This is a genomic window from Methanolobus zinderi (assembly GCF_013388255.1).
GTDB classification, from domain to species: domain Archaea; phylum Halobacteriota; class Methanosarcinia; order Methanosarcinales; family Methanosarcinaceae; genus Methanolobus; species Methanolobus zinderi.
This window is the reverse complement of the sequence record NZ_CP058215.1, coordinates 491,699-509,961: the sequence shown is the minus strand read 5'-3', so window position 1 is coordinate 509,961 and position 18,263 is coordinate 491,699. Positions and strand designations below refer to the sequence as shown.

At 44.5% G+C, this 18,263-nt stretch carries 22 protein-coding genes; 5 read left to right on the top strand and 17 right to left on the bottom strand.

The features are described from left to right. The first annotated feature begins 6 nt into the window (after positions 1 to 6). The gene (locus HWN40_RS02560) at positions 7 to 1,008 is read left to right on the top strand and encodes a sensor histidine kinase (protein WP_176964287.1); all 1,002 of its coding nucleotides are present in this window, start codon (positions 7 to 9) and stop codon (positions 1,006 to 1,008) included. An 11-nt stretch (positions 1,009 to 1,019) separates the two neighbouring features. Here the strand turns inward: HWN40_RS02560 and HWN40_RS02555 are convergent, their stop codons facing one another. The 4 genes from HWN40_RS02555 to HWN40_RS02540 all read right to left on the bottom strand — a co-directional run bounded on the left by HWN40_RS02555 (position 1,020) and on the right by HWN40_RS02540 (position 4,602). Further along, a complete protein-coding gene (locus HWN40_RS02555; protein WP_176964286.1) occupies positions 1,020 to 1,607 on the bottom strand; it encodes a hypothetical protein in 588 nt (195 codons plus the stop codon). Positions 1,608 to 1,723: 116 nt separating this feature from the next. Further along, on the bottom strand, positions 1,724 to 2,605 hold the full coding sequence (locus tag HWN40_RS02550) for an RPA family protein (protein ID WP_176964285.1): 882 nt from the start codon (positions 2,603 to 2,605) through the stop codon (positions 1,724 to 1,726). After that, positions 2,598 to 3,911 (bottom strand): Single-stranded DNA binding protein, encoded by a 1,314-nt coding sequence (locus HWN40_RS02545; protein ID WP_176964284.1) that lies wholly within the window; start codon positions 3,909 to 3,911, stop codon positions 2,598 to 2,600. Before HWN40_RS02545 ends, HWN40_RS02550 begins: the two co-directional genes overlap by 8 nt. A 178-nt stretch (positions 3,912 to 4,089) precedes the next feature. After that, the gene (locus tag HWN40_RS02540; RefSeq protein ID WP_246275959.1) at positions 4,090 to 4,602 is read right to left on the bottom strand and encodes a DUF308 domain-containing protein; all 513 of its coding nucleotides are present in this window, start codon (positions 4,600 to 4,602) and stop codon (positions 4,090 to 4,092) included. A gap of 303 nt (positions 4,603 to 4,905) precedes the next feature. Here HWN40_RS02540 and HWN40_RS02535 point away from each other — a divergent pair, with 303 nt between their 5' ends. Then, entirely contained in the window at positions 4,906 to 5,340 is a 435-nt protein-coding gene (locus HWN40_RS02535) for a flavodoxin domain-containing protein (RefSeq protein ID WP_176964283.1), read from the top strand. 205 nt (positions 5,341 to 5,545) lie between these two features. Further along, complete coding sequence (locus HWN40_RS02530; protein WP_176964282.1) at positions 5,546 to 5,758, top strand: histone family protein; 213 nt, start codon at positions 5,546 to 5,548, stop codon at positions 5,756 to 5,758. 50 nt (positions 5,759 to 5,808) lie between these two features. Here HWN40_RS02530 and HWN40_RS02525 read toward each other — a convergent pair whose 3' ends face one another. The 11 genes from HWN40_RS02525 to HWN40_RS02475 form a co-directional block, all read right to left on the bottom strand. After that, positions 5,809 to 6,324, bottom strand: a complete 516-nt coding sequence (locus tag HWN40_RS02525) for a COG2426 family protein (RefSeq protein WP_176964281.1) — start codon at positions 6,322 to 6,324, stop codon at positions 5,809 to 5,811. Positions 6,325 to 6,330: 6 nt separating this feature from the next. Then, positions 6,331 to 7,287, bottom strand: coding sequence for a replication factor C small subunit (locus HWN40_RS02520; protein ID WP_176966244.1), 957 nt, complete (start codon positions 7,285 to 7,287; stop codon positions 6,331 to 6,333). A gap of 125 nt (positions 7,288 to 7,412) precedes the next feature. Further along, a complete protein-coding gene (locus HWN40_RS02515) occupies positions 7,413 to 7,745 on the bottom strand; it encodes a DUF4870 domain-containing protein (protein ID WP_176964280.1) in 333 nt (110 codons plus the stop codon). 4 nt (positions 7,746 to 7,749) lie between these two features. Further along, positions 7,750 to 8,550 carry a Fe-S cluster domain-containing protein gene (locus tag HWN40_RS02510; protein WP_176964279.1) on the bottom strand — a complete coding sequence of 267 codons (801 nt, stop codon included), beginning with the start codon at positions 8,548 to 8,550 and terminating at the stop codon, positions 7,750 to 7,752. Continuing rightward, positions 8,547 to 9,134 carry an Rnf electron transport complex subunit RnfA gene (rnfA, locus tag HWN40_RS02505; protein WP_176964278.1) on the bottom strand — a complete coding sequence of 196 codons (588 nt, stop codon included), beginning with the start codon at positions 9,132 to 9,134 and terminating at the stop codon, positions 8,547 to 8,549. Before rnfA ends, HWN40_RS02510 begins: the two co-directional genes overlap by 4 nt. 2 nt (positions 9,135 to 9,136) lie before the next feature. Next, positions 9,137 to 9,751, bottom strand: coding sequence for an Rnf electron transport complex subunit RnfE (gene rnfE / locus HWN40_RS02500; RefSeq protein WP_176964277.1), 615 nt, complete (start codon positions 9,749 to 9,751; stop codon positions 9,137 to 9,139). 9 nt (positions 9,752 to 9,760) lie between these two features. After that, the gene (rnfG, locus tag HWN40_RS02495) at positions 9,761 to 10,327 is read right to left on the bottom strand and encodes an Rnf electron transport complex subunit RnfG (protein ID WP_176964276.1); all 567 of its coding nucleotides are present in this window, start codon (positions 10,325 to 10,327) and stop codon (positions 9,761 to 9,763) included. Continuing rightward, on the bottom strand, positions 10,320 to 11,336 hold the full coding sequence (gene rnfD / locus HWN40_RS02490) for an Rnf electron transport complex subunit RnfD (protein WP_176964275.1): 1,017 nt from the start codon (positions 11,334 to 11,336) through the stop codon (positions 10,320 to 10,322). Before rnfD ends, rnfG begins: the two co-directional genes overlap by 8 nt. A gap of 1 nt (position 11,337) precedes the next feature. Beyond that, positions 11,338 to 12,684, bottom strand: a complete 1,347-nt coding sequence (rnfC, locus tag HWN40_RS02485; protein WP_176964274.1) for an Rnf electron transport complex subunit RnfC — start codon at positions 12,682 to 12,684, stop codon at positions 11,338 to 11,340. Positions 12,685 to 12,694: 10 nt separating this feature from the next. Beyond that, positions 12,695 to 14,179 carry a methanogenesis multiheme c-type cytochrome gene (gene mmcA, locus HWN40_RS02480; RefSeq protein WP_176964273.1) on the bottom strand — a complete coding sequence of 495 codons (1,485 nt, stop codon included), beginning with the start codon at positions 14,177 to 14,179 and terminating at the stop codon, positions 12,695 to 12,697. Between the two features lie 7 nt (positions 14,180 to 14,186). After that, positions 14,187 to 14,600 (bottom strand): hypothetical protein, encoded by a 414-nt coding sequence (locus HWN40_RS02475; RefSeq protein ID WP_176964272.1) that lies wholly within the window; start codon positions 14,598 to 14,600, stop codon positions 14,187 to 14,189. A 104-nt stretch (positions 14,601 to 14,704) separates the two neighbouring features. Here HWN40_RS02475 and HWN40_RS02470 point away from each other — a divergent pair, with 104 nt between their 5' ends. Beyond that, positions 14,705 to 15,730: an FAD:protein FMN transferase gene (locus HWN40_RS02470; RefSeq protein WP_176964271.1), complete on the top strand. Its 1,026-nt coding sequence runs from the start codon at positions 14,705 to 14,707 to the stop codon at positions 15,728 to 15,730. Positions 15,731 to 15,761: 31 nt separating this feature from the next. On the opposite strand, the gene thpR is transcribed toward HWN40_RS02470, so the two are convergent. Next, positions 15,762 to 16,304, bottom strand: coding sequence for an RNA 2',3'-cyclic phosphodiesterase (gene thpR / locus HWN40_RS02465; RefSeq protein WP_343044094.1), 543 nt, complete (start codon positions 16,302 to 16,304; stop codon positions 15,762 to 15,764). Between the two features lie 104 nt (positions 16,305 to 16,408). On the opposite strand from thpR, the gene HWN40_RS02460 reads away from it, so the two are divergent. Beyond that, on the top strand, positions 16,409 to 17,326 hold the full coding sequence (locus HWN40_RS02460; RefSeq protein WP_246275958.1) for a DNA integrity scanning protein DisA nucleotide-binding domain protein: 918 nt from the start codon (positions 16,409 to 16,411) through the stop codon (positions 17,324 to 17,326). A 63-nt stretch (positions 17,327 to 17,389) separates the two neighbouring features. On the opposite strand, the gene HWN40_RS02455 is transcribed toward HWN40_RS02460, so the two are convergent. After that, entirely contained in the window at positions 17,390 to 17,950 is a 561-nt protein-coding gene (locus HWN40_RS02455) for an acetate uptake transporter (RefSeq protein WP_176964270.1), read from the bottom strand. Positions 17,951 to 18,263 lie beyond the last annotated feature (313 nt).

Here is an 18,263-nt window from a genome sequence, read left to right as displayed (position 1 = left end):
GGCAAAATGAAAGGAAAAACGCTAAGCTTCAAAAAACAAACACTACAGGAAAAAACATCAAGAGATGTAATCCTGGTTGTTATCATTGCGGTTTTCCTGTTCATTGTAAGTAATCTGGCAGGCATATCAAGAATTTTAATAGAAGAGCCGGACCTCTTTGTCAGATTCAGAATCGGAGAACTGTCAATAATACTCATGTTCCTGCTTATTATTTCACTCATTTTTTCCCGCAGGCGTTACCTGGAACTCAGAGACAGTTATGATAATTTTGATTCTGTTGAGAGAATGAAGGACGAATTCATATCGAACTTAAGGCATGAGCTGAAAACTCCCCTTATACCGATAAAAGGCTACTCCGAACTGATGCATGAAGAGGATCTCGGATGCATAAATGAGAAACAGAAAGATGCCCTGTGTAAAATCCTAGACAGTTGTGAAAGGCTACTTCACAGAATAGATTCACTGATCTTTATGAGCATAGCAAGTTCCGGGGATATCGAGTATTCCTTCAGTCATTTAAGGCTGGAGGATGTAATAGACGGTGCGATATCCAGCCTGAACCCTGAGATCAGCAGAAAGCAGCAACTTATCGAGAAGGATATTGAAAAGGAGCTACCCTTTATCTACGGAGACAGGGCTTACCTGAAAGAGGTATTTGTTCAGATACTGGACAATGCCATCAAATTCTCACCCGAGCAAAGTTCAATTCAAATCTGTGCATATGAAGGATATAAAAGCCTGCATGTCAAGATCACAGATAAGGGCAGCGGGATACCTGAAGAAGAGATTGAAAACGTTTTTGAAAGATTTTACCAGACAGATGGTTCGATCACCCGTAAGTATAACGGAAACGGCCTGGGGCTATATGTTGCCAGGTCAATAGTAAAAGCCCACCATGGCAACATCTGGATAGAAAGTGAAGAAGGAAAAGGCACAACTGTTCACGTAAAACTTCCGGAAACAGATATGAATTTCCAAAAAACGACCGGGATTTACCCGGTACGCTAAAGAGAGTTGTTTTAATTACAGGAGCAGTCAAAATCAAAGCCAACCAGGAAACTACCTGTACCGTGTATGTTCTCAAGTCCCAGTCTTTCCTTGATATATTCATCACTTGGCGGAGAGGGGGAGGCAAGTGTTGCATTGCAGACCTGTGGAACTTCATCTACCTCTGAACAGGGTTTTGGAGGGAGAACTACAATAAGAGGATTCTTTTTAGCATCCATGCGTTTGAGTACACCTACATCATAGATGACAATATTACCTATGACCAGATTGGTTTTACAGCATTTGTATTCCTCAAGTTTTTTCTCATCAGCTATATCCTCGCCAACTACACAACCCTCGTGCATGAGGATGACATTCGGACCTTCAGGCCACTCAAAATCCATATTCGTTGTGAAGGCAAAGATGACATCATTTTTCAGAACCTGCTTGACACCTTTGTTATCACCTCTTCCAAGACCCATGAGAGTCATCTCGTCGGCTTTCTTCTCGAGTTCCCTTATGGTCTCACGGTCCTCCTCTGTCAGGATAAGGGTATCACCCACACCTTTCATATTTTTAATACTGCAACTTACCTGTTCAATTATATCTTCACGCTGCATGCTCGACCCTCCTATATTTATAATGTTGACAAGATTTGAATGTTTTTTTTGGTTTAATAGTTATCTGTATTTAAGTATGGCGGACACTTACGAAAATGAAAAAGCCTGCAAAAATATCAGGTTACAATCCGCAGAAAACCCACTTTCGGCTCATATACATGTCCTCGGGAGAGAAGGGAACGTATGGAAGAATCCACTTCTTCGGCTGATATATCCTTCAAGCCGGCTTCCTTTAAAAGTAAAGCATATTCCACACCTTTACCCTCATTCATTTGTTCAAGGAGTTCCAGTATTATGCTTTCCGTATCCGACCGGGAACCATCTTCCGATGACAGGCCTTCGTCAATTGTTAACAGGGCATTTCTGATGTCCTCTCTTAGATCCTTAAGGTAGGTCACATCAGTATGATAATAGTCCATTGCAAGGCAGACCCCTTCTTTGATATAGGAAGGAGTACCCTCGCTTGACAGGTATTCTATGATCCCTGTCTCACTCATGTCCGATGAGAGGACATCCTCAAAGATATCGAGACGATCAAGTGTGAGCCTTGCAGTTTCAACAACCCATCTGTTACGGACATTCTCATCCGCAATGTTAATCTCCTCTGGCCTTACAGATACGAACACGGAACCATCACCCGGTTCATATGATCGTACCTTCCCCACCACTGTCACATATGAAGGTACCTCTACGGTGGACAGAAATACCGAGGCTTCAGGCTGATAATTGCCCGAGTATACCGTGAATGTACCTGTGGGGTCAGAGATGCGTGCTCTCCATAATTCTTTCTCTCCGCCTTTCTGATTGCCTATATCCTCAACCTCGGTGACGACCCCGGCTATAAAAAGACGGTTTACCTTGGCACCTGCCCTTGTAACAAGGAAGTTGGGAGAATGCAGGTCCTGTTCACCAGACTGATCGGCACCCGGGCTTATCTGGAACTGTGAATCATTGAATTCCCTGGCAAATAATCTGTAAGCCATCTCTCTTTCAGCCATTAGCTGTCACCTTCCTGTCAATCCGCCCGATGAGAGATCCGACCTTTTCTTTCAGGTCATAGTCCGGATACCATGCAGACTTTGCCACCACAGTAACACCAAATTCGTTCCTTGAAGAGTTACCCCTTACGGCAATATATTTCCCCGTAAGCTTACGCCTCATATCCTCGAACACCACATCCCTGGATATTGAATCAAGGACCATCTTTTCAGCCTCATACATACTTTTCCCGTAAATTGCTTCGGAAAGCTCACTGTTCAGCATCACATGAACGGAGCCCGTGCCGTCATCGAGTATCAGTTTCATGCGCATATCGGAGATACACTCCACCTGTCCGTGGGCCCGGCAGTTTGACTTCTGTGTGACACGGTTACAGACCGGACAGCGCTCGATCATCCCCGAGCCAGGCCTTACGGAAATGATATCCCCGATAAGCATAATATCGAACATCCCGCTGTTATCAAGTATACGGGAAGCGGGCAGAGCTTCGGGTGGCCTGCTTGCCGAATCAAAAGTGAAAGGAAGCTCATAGGCCTCTTCGACTGGTTCTACGGTGGTGCCCTGATTGAAATTGATAGAAGGGATTCCCCGGAAAACCCTGACAGCCGCATTTTCAAAACTTATGAAACTGCCGATGTCAATACCTGTAAGAGGTATCCATGAAGTGAACGGGAGTTTAGCTGTCTCGTCTGCCATCACACCTTCAACTATGGTCTGGACCCTGCCTTTCAGGGAAACATCCCTGTGATACATCTCGACTATAACCACCACAGAGCTTGCAAGCACATCAACAGAAGAGATATCCTTTAGTTTCTTCGGGCCCGACAGAGCAGGTATTTCGCTATCAGGTAAATAATTATCCGGCAACTTTTCCACCACTGAGCGTTTACCGAAATAGAGTTCCGTACGATTGTTCCACATCCTGACGTATGCATTCTTGATCCGCACAACATCACCTGCCTCAAGAGACATATCGTCCCAGCAGGTAAAGGAGCAAATCCCTGTGGAATCACCAAGGGAACCCGAGAAAATAGTCCTGTGCTCGTTTTTCACAACTACCTTTTTCTCTTCTATACCAATGATACGCCCCGTTATCTCAAATCCGCTCATGCCTGCCACAAGATCCTTTACATGCACTGCAGAAGGAGAACTTAACATGAATTTATTGATAACAGTCCTTTTTGCTTCTTCCAGCGGAACTTTAAAATTAAGTAACTTTTCCAGTTCCGCCTTTATCTCTTCCTTATATTCATTACCAAGCGCCCTGCTTAATTCCTCTACATGGGGCGCAGTTACTTCATCCATGATGGCCTCCGTTAAAGAAAGAAGGTTGATGTTTTAGAATATCCGGTTATCAGCAATAATATATAGCATTTTAGGTACGTTTTGCTAAAATTATCAGCTATTCTTACTCATTCCCATAAGCTATGCAACCGATATGCCTGGTTAAAAATTTCTAATCCTCCTACTTGCAGGCAAGACATTACCGATAACTGATAAATACAGCCACAATACCCTCCAGTATCAGAAGACCTGCAATCAACCATAGCGTCAATTGATCACCCAATAATGTATTCATCACCAGGATCACACCGATGATAATACTTATAACACCGAAAGTTTTGCTGCCCACGGCTTCCCTGAAAGTTCCCATGATGAATGTGGCACCTATGAACATGCCCATGAAACCCAGGATGAATAAAAGGATTTCCGGGAGGATGGAGCCGGGTTGAGAAGAAGATATCAGGACTATAAGACCTGCCAGTATACCAGTAATACCACCGGCTACTTTCCATATCCAGCGTGACCTGTCAAGATAGGCATAGAATATCAGGATCAATCCCTGGATAAGCCACCAGATACCTATAAAGAATATAATTACCGACAGGGTTGCTTCAGTCAATATCAGCAACAGTAATCCTAAAATTATGGAGATTATTCCTCCGATTAACAGAGCCTTTCTGTTAGCACCGCCCGCTGAAGCTGTAGTTACCACACTACCCACCCGATATTATAGCACACAAATTCTGTCTTGTATTAATAATTACTATACAATAAACTGAATATAAGGATTATGAATCTTTGAGGTGAAATAGAGTTACGACATAAATAAGTCCTGTATTTTGCCATTGCATACTTGTTTTATTTCCAGGCTGCCAGCAGATTCATTCAGATCAAGTATCCCGGCTTATGCCATAATATCATGTGTTGTGGAAATATATATCAACAAGCAAACAGCAATTGCTTTATGGAGTGTGCTTGGGACAACTAATATGTCCCAATCATGGAGTGATAATAAATGCCAAAACTTGCAATTGTATATCTGAGTACTCAGGGACACACGAAGATGATGGCAGAAGCCATCGCAGAAGGTGCAGAAGAAAGACATGTGGATGTTGACATCGATAATTTCTATGAATGGGATCCGAATGAAGCAGCACAATACGATGCCATTGCAGTGGGTTCTTCGACCTTCTATTACACCATGCTTGATCCCATAGCAAAGTTCATTGACAAGCTTGTGGAAGCAGGGGTTGATGGGAAGATCGGCGCAGCTTTCGGATCATACGGATGGAGCGGAGAAGCACCTGTACAGATAGCTGATAAATTGCGTAACGGAGGAATGGAGGTCATCGACCCGGTACTCAGGATCCAGCACAAACCAACGGAAAAGGATCTTTTTGAGTGCAACCGTCTGGGAAAGGATCTGGCTGAGAAAATGAAACACAGATAATCATCCCTGTTTCTGGAATCCCCGGAACTCTATATCGACAAGATCAGGCTGTTAATGAAGAAATTGCATTTACTGCAAGCTGGATATGTATTAAATGCAGTTATGAAACATTAATACAGGATTAAGCATATTTATATACTTTATTTACCAATTAACTTATATAGAATGCTCCATTAGAAGATGTAAGTTACATAGAGGGATTTTTATGACAATAATACCATTTGCACCCATTGAAAGGGTAATAAGAAATGCTGGAGCTCAGAGAGTAAGCGAATCAGCGGCCATAGCCCTGACAGAGATGCTTGAGTCATATGGACTCGAGATATCAAGAGAAGCAATAAAACTGGCAGAGCATGCCGGAAGAAAAACCGTTAAAGCAGAAGATATCAAACTCGCAAAAGAGATGCTGGACAAGTAAGTCCTCAACTCTTGTTTTGTATAGCTTCTATTATTTCTGTTTTTTTTAATTTATACATTACCCGACAGCAGGTCGAACAGACCAATACCTGATACCGTAACAAAGCTGACTATCAGGCCTGCTATCATTACACCTATAAGTATTGCCGGAAGGGCATGTCTGAACTTGATTCCAAACACAAAGGCAGCAGCACAGCCAGTCCATGCACCGGTCACAGGCAGAGGAACGGCAACAAAAAGTGTCAGTGCCAGGGTTCCATACTTTTCAAACCTTTCAGTGTGATTCCTTCGTGTCCGGTCAAAAAGCCAAGAGAAGAAGATATCAAAAATCCTGAAACGTCTCAGATACGTTGATACCGGCTCCAGGAAGAGGAGAAGGGGAATTACAGGCAGCATATTCCCGATCACGGCCAGGAAATATGCCGACACAGGAGCCATATCATACACACCTATTGCAATGGGTATGGCACCTCTTAATTCAGCAATCGGAATCGCGCTGATGAAGATGGTCGCCAGCCAGTGGGGGACAGAGCTGAAAAGCTCAAGGAGCTGCTCCTCCAGAGGCATTGTGACTCACTCCGTTCCCGATAATGCAAAATGAGCAAGTAGTGATTCCAACTGGATGCGCTCGTTTGCACCTTCTGTCAGTCTGAAATCAACCTCGGCTATAACATCCACAAGTTCGACCATTTTCCTTTCAGGAATATCCAGCTCGAACATTGCCCTGTAGATCTGGCCGACAACATCCTCACCCGAGAGTCCCTGTTCCAGTAAAAAGCTGTCCAGATGCTCCCTCGCAGCAGTGAAATTACCTGACAGGGCCGTCTCGATTAGCTCACGAACCTGCTCAGGACGTGCCGTGGCAGTAATCTTATAGATTGCGTCCTTGTGTATCGTATCTGCGATCAATGCTGCAGCCTGAAGGCCGTTGATAGCTTTTCTCATATCACCCTGAGCCACATATTTTATGGCATCAACACCATCGTCAGCGATGTCCAGACCCTCACTTTCAGCTACCAGACGTACACGTTCGGCAACCGCCTCGTCGGAAAGGGGCCGGAATCTGTATACGGCACACCTTGACTGTATGGGTTCTATAATCTTCGATGAATAATTGCAGGAGAGAATAAAGCGGCAGTTATTCGTATAACGCTCCATTGTACGCCTGAGGGCTGACTGGGCGTCGGATGTCAGCGCATCGGCTTCATCAAGAAAGATGATCTTGAAGTCCGCCCCGCCAATAGGTGATGTTTTTGCGAAATTCTTTATCTTGGTTCTTACGATATCAATTCCACGTTCATCTGATGCATTGAGCTCCGTGAAGTTCTCCTGCCACGAGTCAGCAAAGAGCTCGCGTGCAATGGACACGGCTGTGGCAGTCTTTCCCACGCCAGGCGGACCGGAGAACAAAAGGTGAGGAAGATTCCGTGTCTGAATATAGGATCTTAACCTTTCGACGGTTTCGCTCTGGCCGACCACATCATCAAGCTTAAAGGGCCTGTATTTCTCAATCCATATCTCTTCTTTAATCTCTAAACCCTCCGGCTGGAAAAAGTATTATCTGGTCGCATAAATAGCTGGCGTTATTTTTTAACCTTTCGTACAATAAAAATAATATATTTGAGGAAGGTGGCAACACCGACCTCAAAGGAGTCTTATTCGTATACCATCCTGTAGGCGTAATCACCTATTATAGGTATCTTGAACTTCATACCCCTGAGTGCAAGGAAAGCAAGCAGGATTACCAGAAACATAGACGGGAATCCCATGAAATCGGCCAGTATCCATCCCACATAGGGAATCCAGGCAACCAGGAATACTATCAGGGACAACGGCAGGAATACCATGAGTGACTGCATTGCATGGAACCTTACGAACTTATTATCCGGCTCGATGAGCAGGAGAATGATCCCTGCTATCCAGATGCCGACATAGCTCAAAGCTGCGACTATATTCTCATCCAGACCTATTCTTGTATCGTATGTCATGATCTTACCTCGCCTCTATGGTGTTCTGCGGACATTTCTCTACACATATTCCACAAGCTGTACACTTATCCTGATCGATCACCGCAATGAAGTTCGTGACCTTTACAGCATCTTCCGGACAGTTCTTCTCACATATCTTACAGCCTATACAACCCACGTTACAGACCTGCTTGACAGTTTTACCCTTGTCTTTGGACATACAGAGTACATGTACCTTCTCAGATTCCTTTGCAAATACAAGGATATCGTTCGGACATGAGGCTATACAGAGTCCGCAACTGGTACAGAGGTTCTTATTTATATGCGGAAGGCGGTCCTCACTGATGGTTATGGCATCGAACGGACATGCCCTGACACAGGTACCACGACCCATGCAGCCGTAATTACAGCCTTTCTCACCGTCTGAGAGCATCATGACAGCCTTACAGTCCTCAAAGCCCACATAATCGAATCTGTCGATACAGTTGACTCCACCGTTACATCGGACAAACGGATACTGGGTCTCACCCTCGGAAACCTCCTGTCCGACAATTCCACCGATCTCCTTTGCAACGTCAAAGCCACCTACAGGACATCCGTTAATAGGGGCATCTTCGTCAACAACACGCTCTGCAAAGTCGGCACATCCTGCAAATCCACATGCTCCACAGTTAGCACCCGGAAGGACATCAATTATCTCTTCCACAAGAGGATTGGTCTCTACCTTGAATTTCTTGGAAGCGACAATGAGCATTATACCCACTGCAAGACCTAGACCTCCAAGGATGGCCATTGCCTCTACCAGAAAACTACCAGGAATATTCATATTGGTATCACCCAGAAGTAATTAACAAATGCCAGTGACAGCATGGTTGCAATGAAGAAGGCCTGTGGAAGACCTCTTATTGATGAGGGTATATGTACGAAGGTCGAACGTTCCCTTATTGATGCCATCATTATCATGACAATGGTATATCCAACACCTGCAGCAATACCGAACACAACACTCTGTACCAGGTTATATTCGGAAAGCACATTCAGCAACACTACACCAAGCACGGCACAGTTGGTTGTGATCAACGGCAGGTAGATTCCCAGTGAGCGATAGAGTGAAGGAATATTTTTTCTGACAACGAATTCTACAAGCTGTACAAGTGCGGCTATGACCACGATAAAACTGATCAGGTCAAGGAACTCCATACCTGTTGGTATCAATACGTAAGTGTATATCATATATGATACCGTTGCAGCCATCGCCATAACGAAAATGACCGCTCCGGACATTCCCGCAGCACTTTTGAAGTCCTTGGTAACTCCTACAAAAGAGCAGAGTCCAAGGAACTGGATAAGAAGGAAGTTCTTAATGAAAACTCCTTCCATGAATATTGCAAATAAAGCTTTTTCTACCATAATTAACCACCTTTCGCCCTTTTCTTTGCTCTCTGATAGTTCACGATAGCCATGAGAACACCAATTGTAAGGAATGCACCTGGTGGCAGAATCATTGTAGTCACATCAGGGTTAGCAGGAAGAGAAAACAATGTGTAACCGAAAGTTATAATCTGTCCTGTTCCAAGGATCTCCCTGATCCCACCTATAAGCATCAATACCAGCAGGAAACCAGTGGATATTCCAAGCGCATCTATGAAAGAATAGAAGACATTGTTCTTGTTAGCATATGCTTCAGCACGTCCAATGATCACACAGTTTACCACGATCAGGGGAATGAAAACACCCAGAGCCGCATACATTGGCGGGAAGTAGGCTTCCATTAACATATCCACAATGGATACGAATGTAGCAATGATTATGATAAATATCGGAAGCCTTACAGCAGAAGGGATCTGCTTCCTGAGTGCCGAAACGAAAATGTTTGCGAACACCAGTACGAAAGCCGTACCTGCGGACATACCGATCGCATTCTCTACCGATGTGGTCACAGCCAGTGTCGGGCAGAGACCCAGTACCAGTCCGAAGATCGGATTGTCCCTAGTAATTCCACGAATATATTCACTTAATGGATCCATTTATATCACCTAAGCCTCTGCTTCCTCTATCTCCTCTATCTTTGCATCCATTGCATCGACCACCGCCTGTGAAGATATGGTGGCACCTGTTATGGAATCTATCGAGCCTCCGGAACTTGAAAGAGCAAGTTGCGATACAGGAATATCCTCAAACTGACTTCTGAACTCAGTATTGGTGATCTTTGAGCCCAGACCCGGGGTTTCCTCATGGCTTAAAACATCCATCCCCAGTACATTCGAGAATGATGAATCAACTGCACCGGCCACGACAATCGGACCCTGTGCACCACCCTGTTCCCTGAAGAAGGCATAACCAATGATATTACCGGAATCATCCACTGCACGATAATAGAGTATCTCTCTTTCACCTTCAGCATTTTCTGCTCCCTCGACAGGTTCGAAGTTCTGGGCATTTGGCATCAGTTGACCCAATATTTCTTTCTGAGCAGCTATCATGTTCTCTTCAAGCTGTGCACTGGTAGGGATATATGTAATCGCAAGTAACAGTGCAGCAAGCACCGATATTAGCACAAGTTTACCTATGACAACAGCAGTTTGTTTGTTTGAATCAGTCATCCGATATCACCTCAAATTTCAGGGCAGAGGGAATCTTTTCCATCACACGGTTATAGCTGCGCTCGAGAACCGATTCCTGACTGAATGATGCCGGAATGGTCCTTGCTTCAACAAATGATGCCACACCATTTGCAAGGAAAATACCATAGAGGGTACCATCCACATAATTTCCGAACAGTCCGTATATGGAAACAAGCAGTCCGCACACAACACCATAGATAAGGCGTCCCTGTTTTGTGACCGGGGTTGTCGGTGAATCCGTTGCAAGGAAGATTATACCGAATATGACCACGCCTACCATTGCAAATGAGAGCTCTTCTGTCAATTCAAGGAAAGTGAACATCGTAGCCAGATACAGGAGTGGATTCAAAACGCCTTCCTGTACAAGGGTTACAATCTCGCTTACAAAAGCTATGATCTGATTGAAGAAGAATACTGTCAGGAAGAACAGCAGTGGTACTCTCCATTCCACATATCTCTTATAGATCAGATACAGACCTGCCAGAAGTGCTATAGGAGATACTCCGACAAGCAGACCAGCACCGGGTTCAAGCAGAAGATCAGAAAACTGACCTATGTGCGGGATGGATAATGGTGTCATGGGATCTGACCAGGCACTCCTGATAAAGACCCATGCAACAAGCACCGGATTGAATATATAGGAACCTATTCCTCCGAAAGCGTGTTTTCCAATTGATATCGCAATGAAACTACCTACCACCGGCAGCCACAGAGGAGCTTCCGGTGGTGTAAGTAATGCAAGCATAAGACCGATCATTGCAGCATGGCCGTCCTTTATCGTGACATCCTGTTTGAATATCATCTGTATGCCGTATTCGGTTGCGACTGCTGCAAGTATTCCTGCCAGCAGGATACCAAGAGCCGGTAAACCGAAGAAATAGATCGAGATAAGACTTACAGGCAGAAGTGTCAATATTTTAGCACGGTTGATCGAGCTGAAGGTTATCCTCTGCTTTTTGTGTGGTGGGGCTGAGATCGTATAAACCATCTTACTCACCTCCACAGCAACCAAGTTTCAAATTAGACGATTCCTTGGGAGCAGCATCCTCATATGCTTTTCCTATAGCATCATTCGCATATCTGATCAACTGCAGAGTGGGTATCTTTGAAGGACACACAACAGCACATCTGCCACATTCAATGCAGTTCTCTATGTGCATCTGACGAGCTTCATCAAAACGACCCTGGTCGGCCAGAACAGTAAGTCTGCTCGGTACAAGGGATACGGGACATGCATCAACACAGCGTGCGCAGTGGATACAGGCAATGGCCTCATCACGGAGAACCTCTTCCTCTGTAAGGAGACTTATCCTTGTGGTTCCCTTGGTCACAGGCACTTCATCAGTATACTGTGCAACACCTGTGATAACTCCGTTCGCAACGATCTTTCCGATCTCTCCCTCAAAGTTGCAGCTTTCTATAATATCTTTAAAAGGTGTGCCTATTCTAACAAGCATATATTCCGGACAGTCTATCTTACCTTCAATTGTGATGACTGTTTCGTAGTATGGCCTACCTTCATGCACTGCGTCATATAAAGCTTTCGCTGATTTGACACCACATACTGCAACACCTACATCTGTTGGGTCGTTGCCTATTTTGACCTTACGTCCCGTTACATTATAGGTAAAGAAATTAAGGATCTTCTTTCCATAGATACGTTCCTGGGAAGCTACTAGGATATTTGAATCCTGATCTTTGAAATAGTGTCCCAGTCTGCGCTTTCCCACAAGGGGAGCAACTTTTAATGCCTTCCCGTTGACCTCAACACCCTCGAAGGCCTCAATGGATTCCTTATCATCCTTTCTCACTATGATAGCTCCCTTTGAAGCACCTGCAGCCTTCATAAGAAGTTTCAGGGCATCTATCATCTGATCAGCATACTCTTTTGGAGTCTTGTACTTGCCACCTATCCATTCGGATGATGTTGAATTGATAAGAACGGTATCTATGTTCTTACCCTCCGGTTTCAGGACCGCATGGGTCGGTGCCCCGTAATGTTCTACGATACCTGCCTCCTGTATGAGCGTGATCAGCTCTTCCGGGGAAGCATGCTCTGAGGAGACAAAATCCACAGTTTCCATGGAGTCTGTTGGCTCTATGATCACACTCAGAACCTTGTTCCCGTTTGGGTGTGGTGCCTCTTCTATAGCCAGAACCTCTCCGCAAACACTTGAATGCACATCCGATGAATAATATGATGTGGATTTACCGATCTTCTGACCTATCAGCACCTGATCACCCTTTTTAACCAGGGCTTCGCAAATAGTGCCCTGGTGCTGTTTTAAGGGGATAGTTACTTTTTCCGGTATTTTTTTCAGTCTTTTACTTTCCACGATTTTCACCTCAGAATGCCGGCTCCCTTTCTACCTCGGTAGGTGCCTGATCCGGTATCGAGACCTCTATTTCCGATCCTGTAAAGTCACTGTCTGCTCCGGCCGGGTCCTCTTCATATCCCAGACCTTGCCAGTCAATGGCAGTTGCAGTGCTTCCATGACAGTCAGCGCAGACAAGGGGCTCTGCAAGCCCTGTGTTTGAACCTGCAATATTATGGCTTACAGGGAAGTACATTTCAACATGTCTGAGTACTGCATTCGGATAATCGGGATTACCGTCAGAATTTCCATCGAATGAGCGGATCTCATCCACGGTAACCTCACCATCGCTGTTCTGATCAGCTTCCAGTACAATAGAAGGTGTGATCGGATCACCTATAGCAGAACTTGTGTTCGGATTAGCTGCAACATCCGCATCAAGGCCTTCATCCCACCAGACACCGGTGATGGTGTTGAATGGTTTCAGCATTGAATCCTCACTCATGTTCGTTTTCACTGGCAGGCTGTTGTAGGGAATTCCATCATACCAGGATATGGTAGGAGTGAAATCGGAATCATAGGTCACCTCTTCCCTGCTACCATTGGCCCAGCTAAAGGAACTGACCACAGGCCCTCCTTCGATTCCTGTTCCCGGCAGTGCGGGTATGTGACATGTCTCACATTCAACAGCCGAAAGGTGACCATCCACCAGCGCACCATGGGATATGCCTTCGTGGCATCCTGCTGAATCACAACTCTTAACCTCACCTCCCATGTCTTCAAGTACTGATTCTGGAGCATCGATAACTTCAGGGCTGCCTATCTGGTGGTCTTCTGTTTCATGACACTCGTAACAGTTCACATCAGCATGCACATCGTATTGGGCATAGTCCTCATCTGCCCAGGCTACACCGGTCTGTGAGGCTGCATCTATATGACAGGTGCTTGCACACTGTTCAGCCCTTGGGCCTGCGTTAACCTCATCATGTATTTCCGTAACCAGCGGTAGCGGGGTCAGTACATCAAGCATATAGCTGACAACATATAGTGGCTCCTGCTGCATTTCAGTACGCGCTTCTTCAAGAGCGGCCTCAGTGGCAATGTCAAAATTACCGGAAGCTATGGCCTCAGACCTTGCTTCATAATCGTACAGGTCGTTCTGCTCATGGCAGGACATACAGTCGAGATCTACACCGTACTCTTCCATATATCCGCCACCGGGGTGAACCTGCCCGTATGTCAGAGCTCTTTCTTCACCTTCGATACTATCGACATCCACACCATATTCCATAAGAGATGTCCATTTGTTAAGATCCTGCTCTACGTGATATGATTCTGCGACCTCTTCATCCATACCCGGATGGCAACCGCCACAGGAGGCATCCGACCATTCCTGCTCGGTCATATAGTGAACAGCAAGAGCATCGTTACCACTGTAACCCGCAAAGGCATAAACACCAGCCGCAGCGAACATAAAGATCAGGATTCCAATCAGAATAGTATTAAGTTTATCCATATCTAGCTCACTGCTCCTTCTTCTCCGCCGCTTCTTCGAGCTGTTTGATAACTATAACAACATTGTTTCTCAGGCTCTGCTCGTTGAGGATCTTCATGTCATCTGAAACATACTTACTTATCTCGAATGACTTACGGACAACTCTTACATTGAAGTCGAAAACCCTGTCAAGCAGCCCTTTTTTAGGAGTTACGCCAAAAAAGTCCACATCCATGTGGTTACCAAGAACATTTGCCTTGAGTTCGATCTTATCAAGAGGAGAATCAGGCTTGACATAAATAATATGATGTTTTACAAAGCCGAAATGTTTTTCGATTCCTCTCCAACCATACTCTTCCATTAACTGATGAAGGGCGACGACTAGGTACTTGTCCTTACTTGAACTACCTCCCGTACCTGTTTTTGTGTTGGGATTGCTCATAATATTACTTCCTTCAAACAAATGATATAACGAAATAGACCGGAAACTTCTTTCCTTCTACTGTACCGTCGTACATAAATATCAATTATCTCTTTTCATACGACATGATGTATAAAACTGTTGCCATTGTCCTGATAGCGATTTTCACAGGATTATTAATGATAAATTATGCTCCGGGAATAGCAGAAGATGAAGCAGAAGCCGGACAAATATATTCTACCACCAGAAGTCTCATGGACACCACCGTGACAGTAAGTGTCCTGAGCTCCGATGAGACCGCTGCTCAGGCATCCATAGAAAAAGCATTCGAAAGGATAGAGTACGTAGACCGGCTGATGAATAACTATGATAATAACAGTGAACTCAGTACACTTAACGAGCAGGGATATCTTAACAATTCCAACCCCGATATATTATATGTAGTCAACAGGTCGGACCACTACTCAGAAAGCAGCCAGGGAGCATTTGATATTTCCATACTTCCGATACTTGAGCTGTGGAAGAGTAAGTATAGTCCCGGAGGAACTTATCAGGATCCAACTCCTGAAGAGATAAACCAAACCCTGGAACTTGTGAATTATTCCGCAATCAGTGTAGAGGGCAGCAATATCACCCTTGAAAATGAAGGTATGATGATCACCCTCGGAGGAGTTGCCAAGGGCTATGCCGTGGATCTTGCCATCGAATCCCTGCTGGAGGACGGCATTGAATCCGGATTTGTCAATGCCGGCGGTGACGGAAGATATATCGGCCATAAACCGGATGGCACGCCATGGAAGGTTGGTCTGCAGAATCCCGACAGAGCCGGAGAAGCGGTTGTGGTAATGAACATGGAAGACATGGCAGTTGCTACCAGCGGAAACTATGAACGCTATTTCAATGATGCTGCCAGAGTATCCCATATATCCGACCCCAGAACAGGATATCCTTCACAGGATCTGATCAGTGCTACTGTAATAGCTGAAACAGCAATGGATTCAGATGCTTTTGCCACTGCAGTGTTTGTAATGGGAGAAGAGGATGGTCTTGAGATGATAGAGGATCTTGACAACGTAGAATGTCTAATCATAACATCTGATAAAAGACTGGTTCGCTCAAGCGGATTTGCAGAATACGAAAGCACTACATAAGTACAAGTGGATAAGGGATGATCCTTCAGGGTTATCCCAGTTTCACTTCATGGAGTGTTTCGTAGACAGGACCCGTGGGAGTAAGAGTGCTTTTCTTTAGCCTGATGGAGTCTACCTGCATGCTGCCCACATCTATGTCTTTTAATTCCTCGAGCAGCTTCATGAAATCCTCTTTTTTCTTTTTTGGAAGATATTTTATCCTTGCAAGGGTTGCATGTGCACTGAAAGGATGAAGGTCTTTAGAAAACTGGAAGGTTGCCAGTGATTCATCCACAAGCTTATACAGTTTCTCGAAATCACCCTCACAACCGAGCCAGATCACCTTCGCAAAACGAGGTTTCGGGAAGACACCAACTCCTCTGACTGTTGCCTCGAAGGGTTCACATGATACCGAATCAAGCGCCTTTGATATATCCCCGATCCTCTCGTCAGGGACCTCACCAAGAAATTTCATGGTAATATGTACAATTTCCGGATTAACAAACTTGAATTTAAAATCATCAAATTTAGCCTGAACATCAGCAACCTTTGAGTGTAACTCTTCAGGCAAATCCACTGCTACGAAAACTCTCACCAAACAGATCACCAAAATATCATTTAATCTAAGAATTTATATTGTTGACGCTACAAGCAAGTTTTTATTTATAATGAAAGATATTATAATTACTGCCTTGAATAATGGCATACAAGAGGGACAAAATGGAGAGAATCAAGACAATTCTGAAATCTGCAGTAAAGCTGGCAGAAGATCTGGAAGCAACTGCAATAATAGTGTCCGGAGATATCAGTCTTGATGGTATCGACACAGATATACCTGTATTCTTCAGTTCAAGGCGAACAAAGAGTATTATCGATCATCTGGTATCCACCAGCAAAGCCAGGGAAGAAAAAGTCAGGGGAGTAGCCGATGACATCACACAACAGGCTACCGGGAAGATAGATCATTTGGAAGATCTATCCGCCACCGAATATATGCTTGGGGAACTGGAAATGGGACTGGTGGTGGGTGTCATTGAGACTACGGACTCCATCGGGATAATTGTTCATAACCTTGAGGATAACCGGCTTGTGCAGTCACTGAAGACATGCGAGGAAAGAGTACCCGCGGAAGTGATGCGTACGGTCCTGAAAATTGCCTTTGATATATCAAGCACCGGACGTGAAGGAAAACCTGTCGGTACGGCCTTTATTCTGGGAGATGTGGAAGAAGTTATGGCTCGCTCTCACCAGATAATTCTCAATCCCTATGCTGGTCACAGGGATGAGGACCGGGACCTCCTCAATAAAAAGAACTGGGAGTCGGTAAAGGAGTTCTCACAACTTGACGGCGTCTTTGTCATATCCGATGATGGGAAAATGGAAGCTGCCGGCAGATATCTGGATATTGATGCCCGGGATATACGCCTGGACAAAGGACTTGGTGGACGCCATGTTTCTGCTGCCGCCATCACAAGGGACACTGTAGCCATAGCGATAACTGTCTCAGAGTCAGGCGGACTCATACATATCTATATGGACGGAAAAGAACTGATGTCCATAGAATCCACTCAAAGGGCAATGTTCTGCACTCTGCAAGAAGATAAAAACGAGAATTAAAAACAAAGAAAGAAAGGTTTGCCGGCATAAGCCGGACTTTTCTGTTCAGTTCTATTTTTGTGTTTAGTATGGTATCTTTATCTTACCGACTTCGTCCATGATCAGTGCAACAGCAAGATAGAGTGATGCAAGACCAAGGAGAAGGGTGATTACACCTGCGATCATACCTGGTATGAGTGCAATGCTGAAGAATGTAAGGTCAAGCAGTATAAATACAAGTGTTATGCCTTTTACACCGATCTTGAGAGTTACTATTGTAAGCAGAGTTGCTACAATACCCCAGATAATAAGGTACCAGAAACCTGCACCTGCACTCATTGGGTCCATTATTCCACCGAATATTCCTATGGTTGTTGCTATCTGAATAAATGCCCATGAGAACCAGAACAATGCGAATGCACCGAATGCAGATGCACCGAAGGTGTCGCCTTTTTTCCATAGCTCAAGACTTGCGAACAACTGGGCAAAACCACCCAGGAATATAGCTGTTGAAATCACCATTACAGCATCAGCGAACATTCCCATGATCATCAATCCAAGGAACGTTGCTGCAAATCCAAGACCAAAGAAACCCAATGGTGCAGGGCTTGCGGTCGTATCTTTAATTACTACTTCTCCATCCATAGTTTAATCACTTCCCTAACATAGATTTTAGATAATTGTAAATTAATTCCAATGTTTTTTTACTATTCGTTATAACTAACATTGAAGGCTTTCAAAACCAAACAGCCTTAATTTATTTATGAATATAGTTTCCAAATGTATTACGTTCACTTTCTCCAATGTACCAGTTTCACCTCCTGATAATGACTTTGATAAAGAGGTATATATCATTTTTGATTATGACTAATAGTGAAAAGAGTTATTATCAGTTTAATCTTGTATTTAATACATATAATAGCCTAGAATTGAGAATAAAATTCTTTAAAACATTTTT

Bases quoted from the DNA above. Each gene is read 5' to 3' on its own strand.
- rnfE (WP_176964277.1), bottom strand. From the start codon at position 9,751: ATGGATCCATTAAGTGAATATATTCGTGGAATTACTAGGGACAATCCG.
- rnfA (WP_176964278.1), bottom strand. From the start codon at position 9,134: ATGGTAGAAAAAGCTTTATTTGCAATATTCATGGAAGGAGTTTTCATT.
- HWN40_RS02530 (WP_176964282.1), top strand. From the start codon at position 5,546: ATGACAATAATACCATTTGCACCCATTGAAAGGGTAATAAGAAATGCT.
- HWN40_RS02535 (WP_176964283.1), top strand. From the start codon at position 4,906: ATGCCAAAACTTGCAATTGTATATCTGAGTACTCAGGGACACACGAAG.
- HWN40_RS02555 (WP_176964286.1), bottom strand. From the start codon at position 1,607: ATGCAGCGTGAAGATATAATTGAACAGGTAAGTTGCAGTATTAAAAAT.
- HWN40_RS02470 (WP_176964271.1), top strand. From the start codon at position 14,705: ATGATGTATAAAACTGTTGCCATTGTCCTGATAGCGATTTTCACAGGA.
- HWN40_RS02460 (WP_246275958.1), top strand. From the start codon at position 16,409: ATGGCATACAAGAGGGACAAAATGGAGAGAATCAAGACAATTCTGAAA.
- HWN40_RS02510 (WP_176964279.1), bottom strand. From the start codon at position 8,550: ATGAATATTCCTGGTAGTTTTCTGGTAGAGGCAATGGCCATCCTTGGA.
- HWN40_RS02475 (WP_176964272.1), bottom strand. From the start codon at position 14,600: ATGAGCAATCCCAACACAAAAACAGGTACGGGAGGTAGTTCAAGTAAG.
- rnfG (WP_176964276.1), bottom strand. From the start codon at position 10,327: ATGACTGATTCAAACAAACAAACTGCTGTTGTCATAGGTAAACTTGTG.
- HWN40_RS02455 (WP_176964270.1), bottom strand. From the start codon at position 17,950: ATGGATGGAGAAGTAGTAATTAAAGATACGACCGCAAGCCCTGCACCA.
- rnfD (WP_176964275.1), bottom strand. From the start codon at position 11,336: ATGGTTTATACGATCTCAGCCCCACCACACAAAAAGCAGAGGATAACC.
- HWN40_RS02560 (WP_176964287.1), top strand. From the start codon at position 7: ATGAAAGGAAAAACGCTAAGCTTCAAAAAACAAACACTACAGGAAAAA.
- HWN40_RS02515 (WP_176964280.1), bottom strand. From the start codon at position 7,745: ATGACATACGATACAAGAATAGGTCTGGATGAGAATATAGTCGCAGCT.
- mmcA (WP_176964273.1), bottom strand. From the start codon at position 14,179: ATGGATAAACTTAATACTATTCTGATTGGAATCCTGATCTTTATGTTC.
- HWN40_RS02545 (WP_176964284.1), bottom strand. From the start codon at position 3,911: ATGGATGAAGTAACTGCGCCCCATGTAGAGGAATTAAGCAGGGCGCTT.
- HWN40_RS02550 (WP_176964285.1), bottom strand. From the start codon at position 2,605: ATGGCTGAAAGAGAGATGGCTTACAGATTATTTGCCAGGGAATTCAAT.
- HWN40_RS02525 (WP_176964281.1), bottom strand. From the start codon at position 6,324: ATGCCTCTGGAGGAGCAGCTCCTTGAGCTTTTCAGCTCTGTCCCCCAC.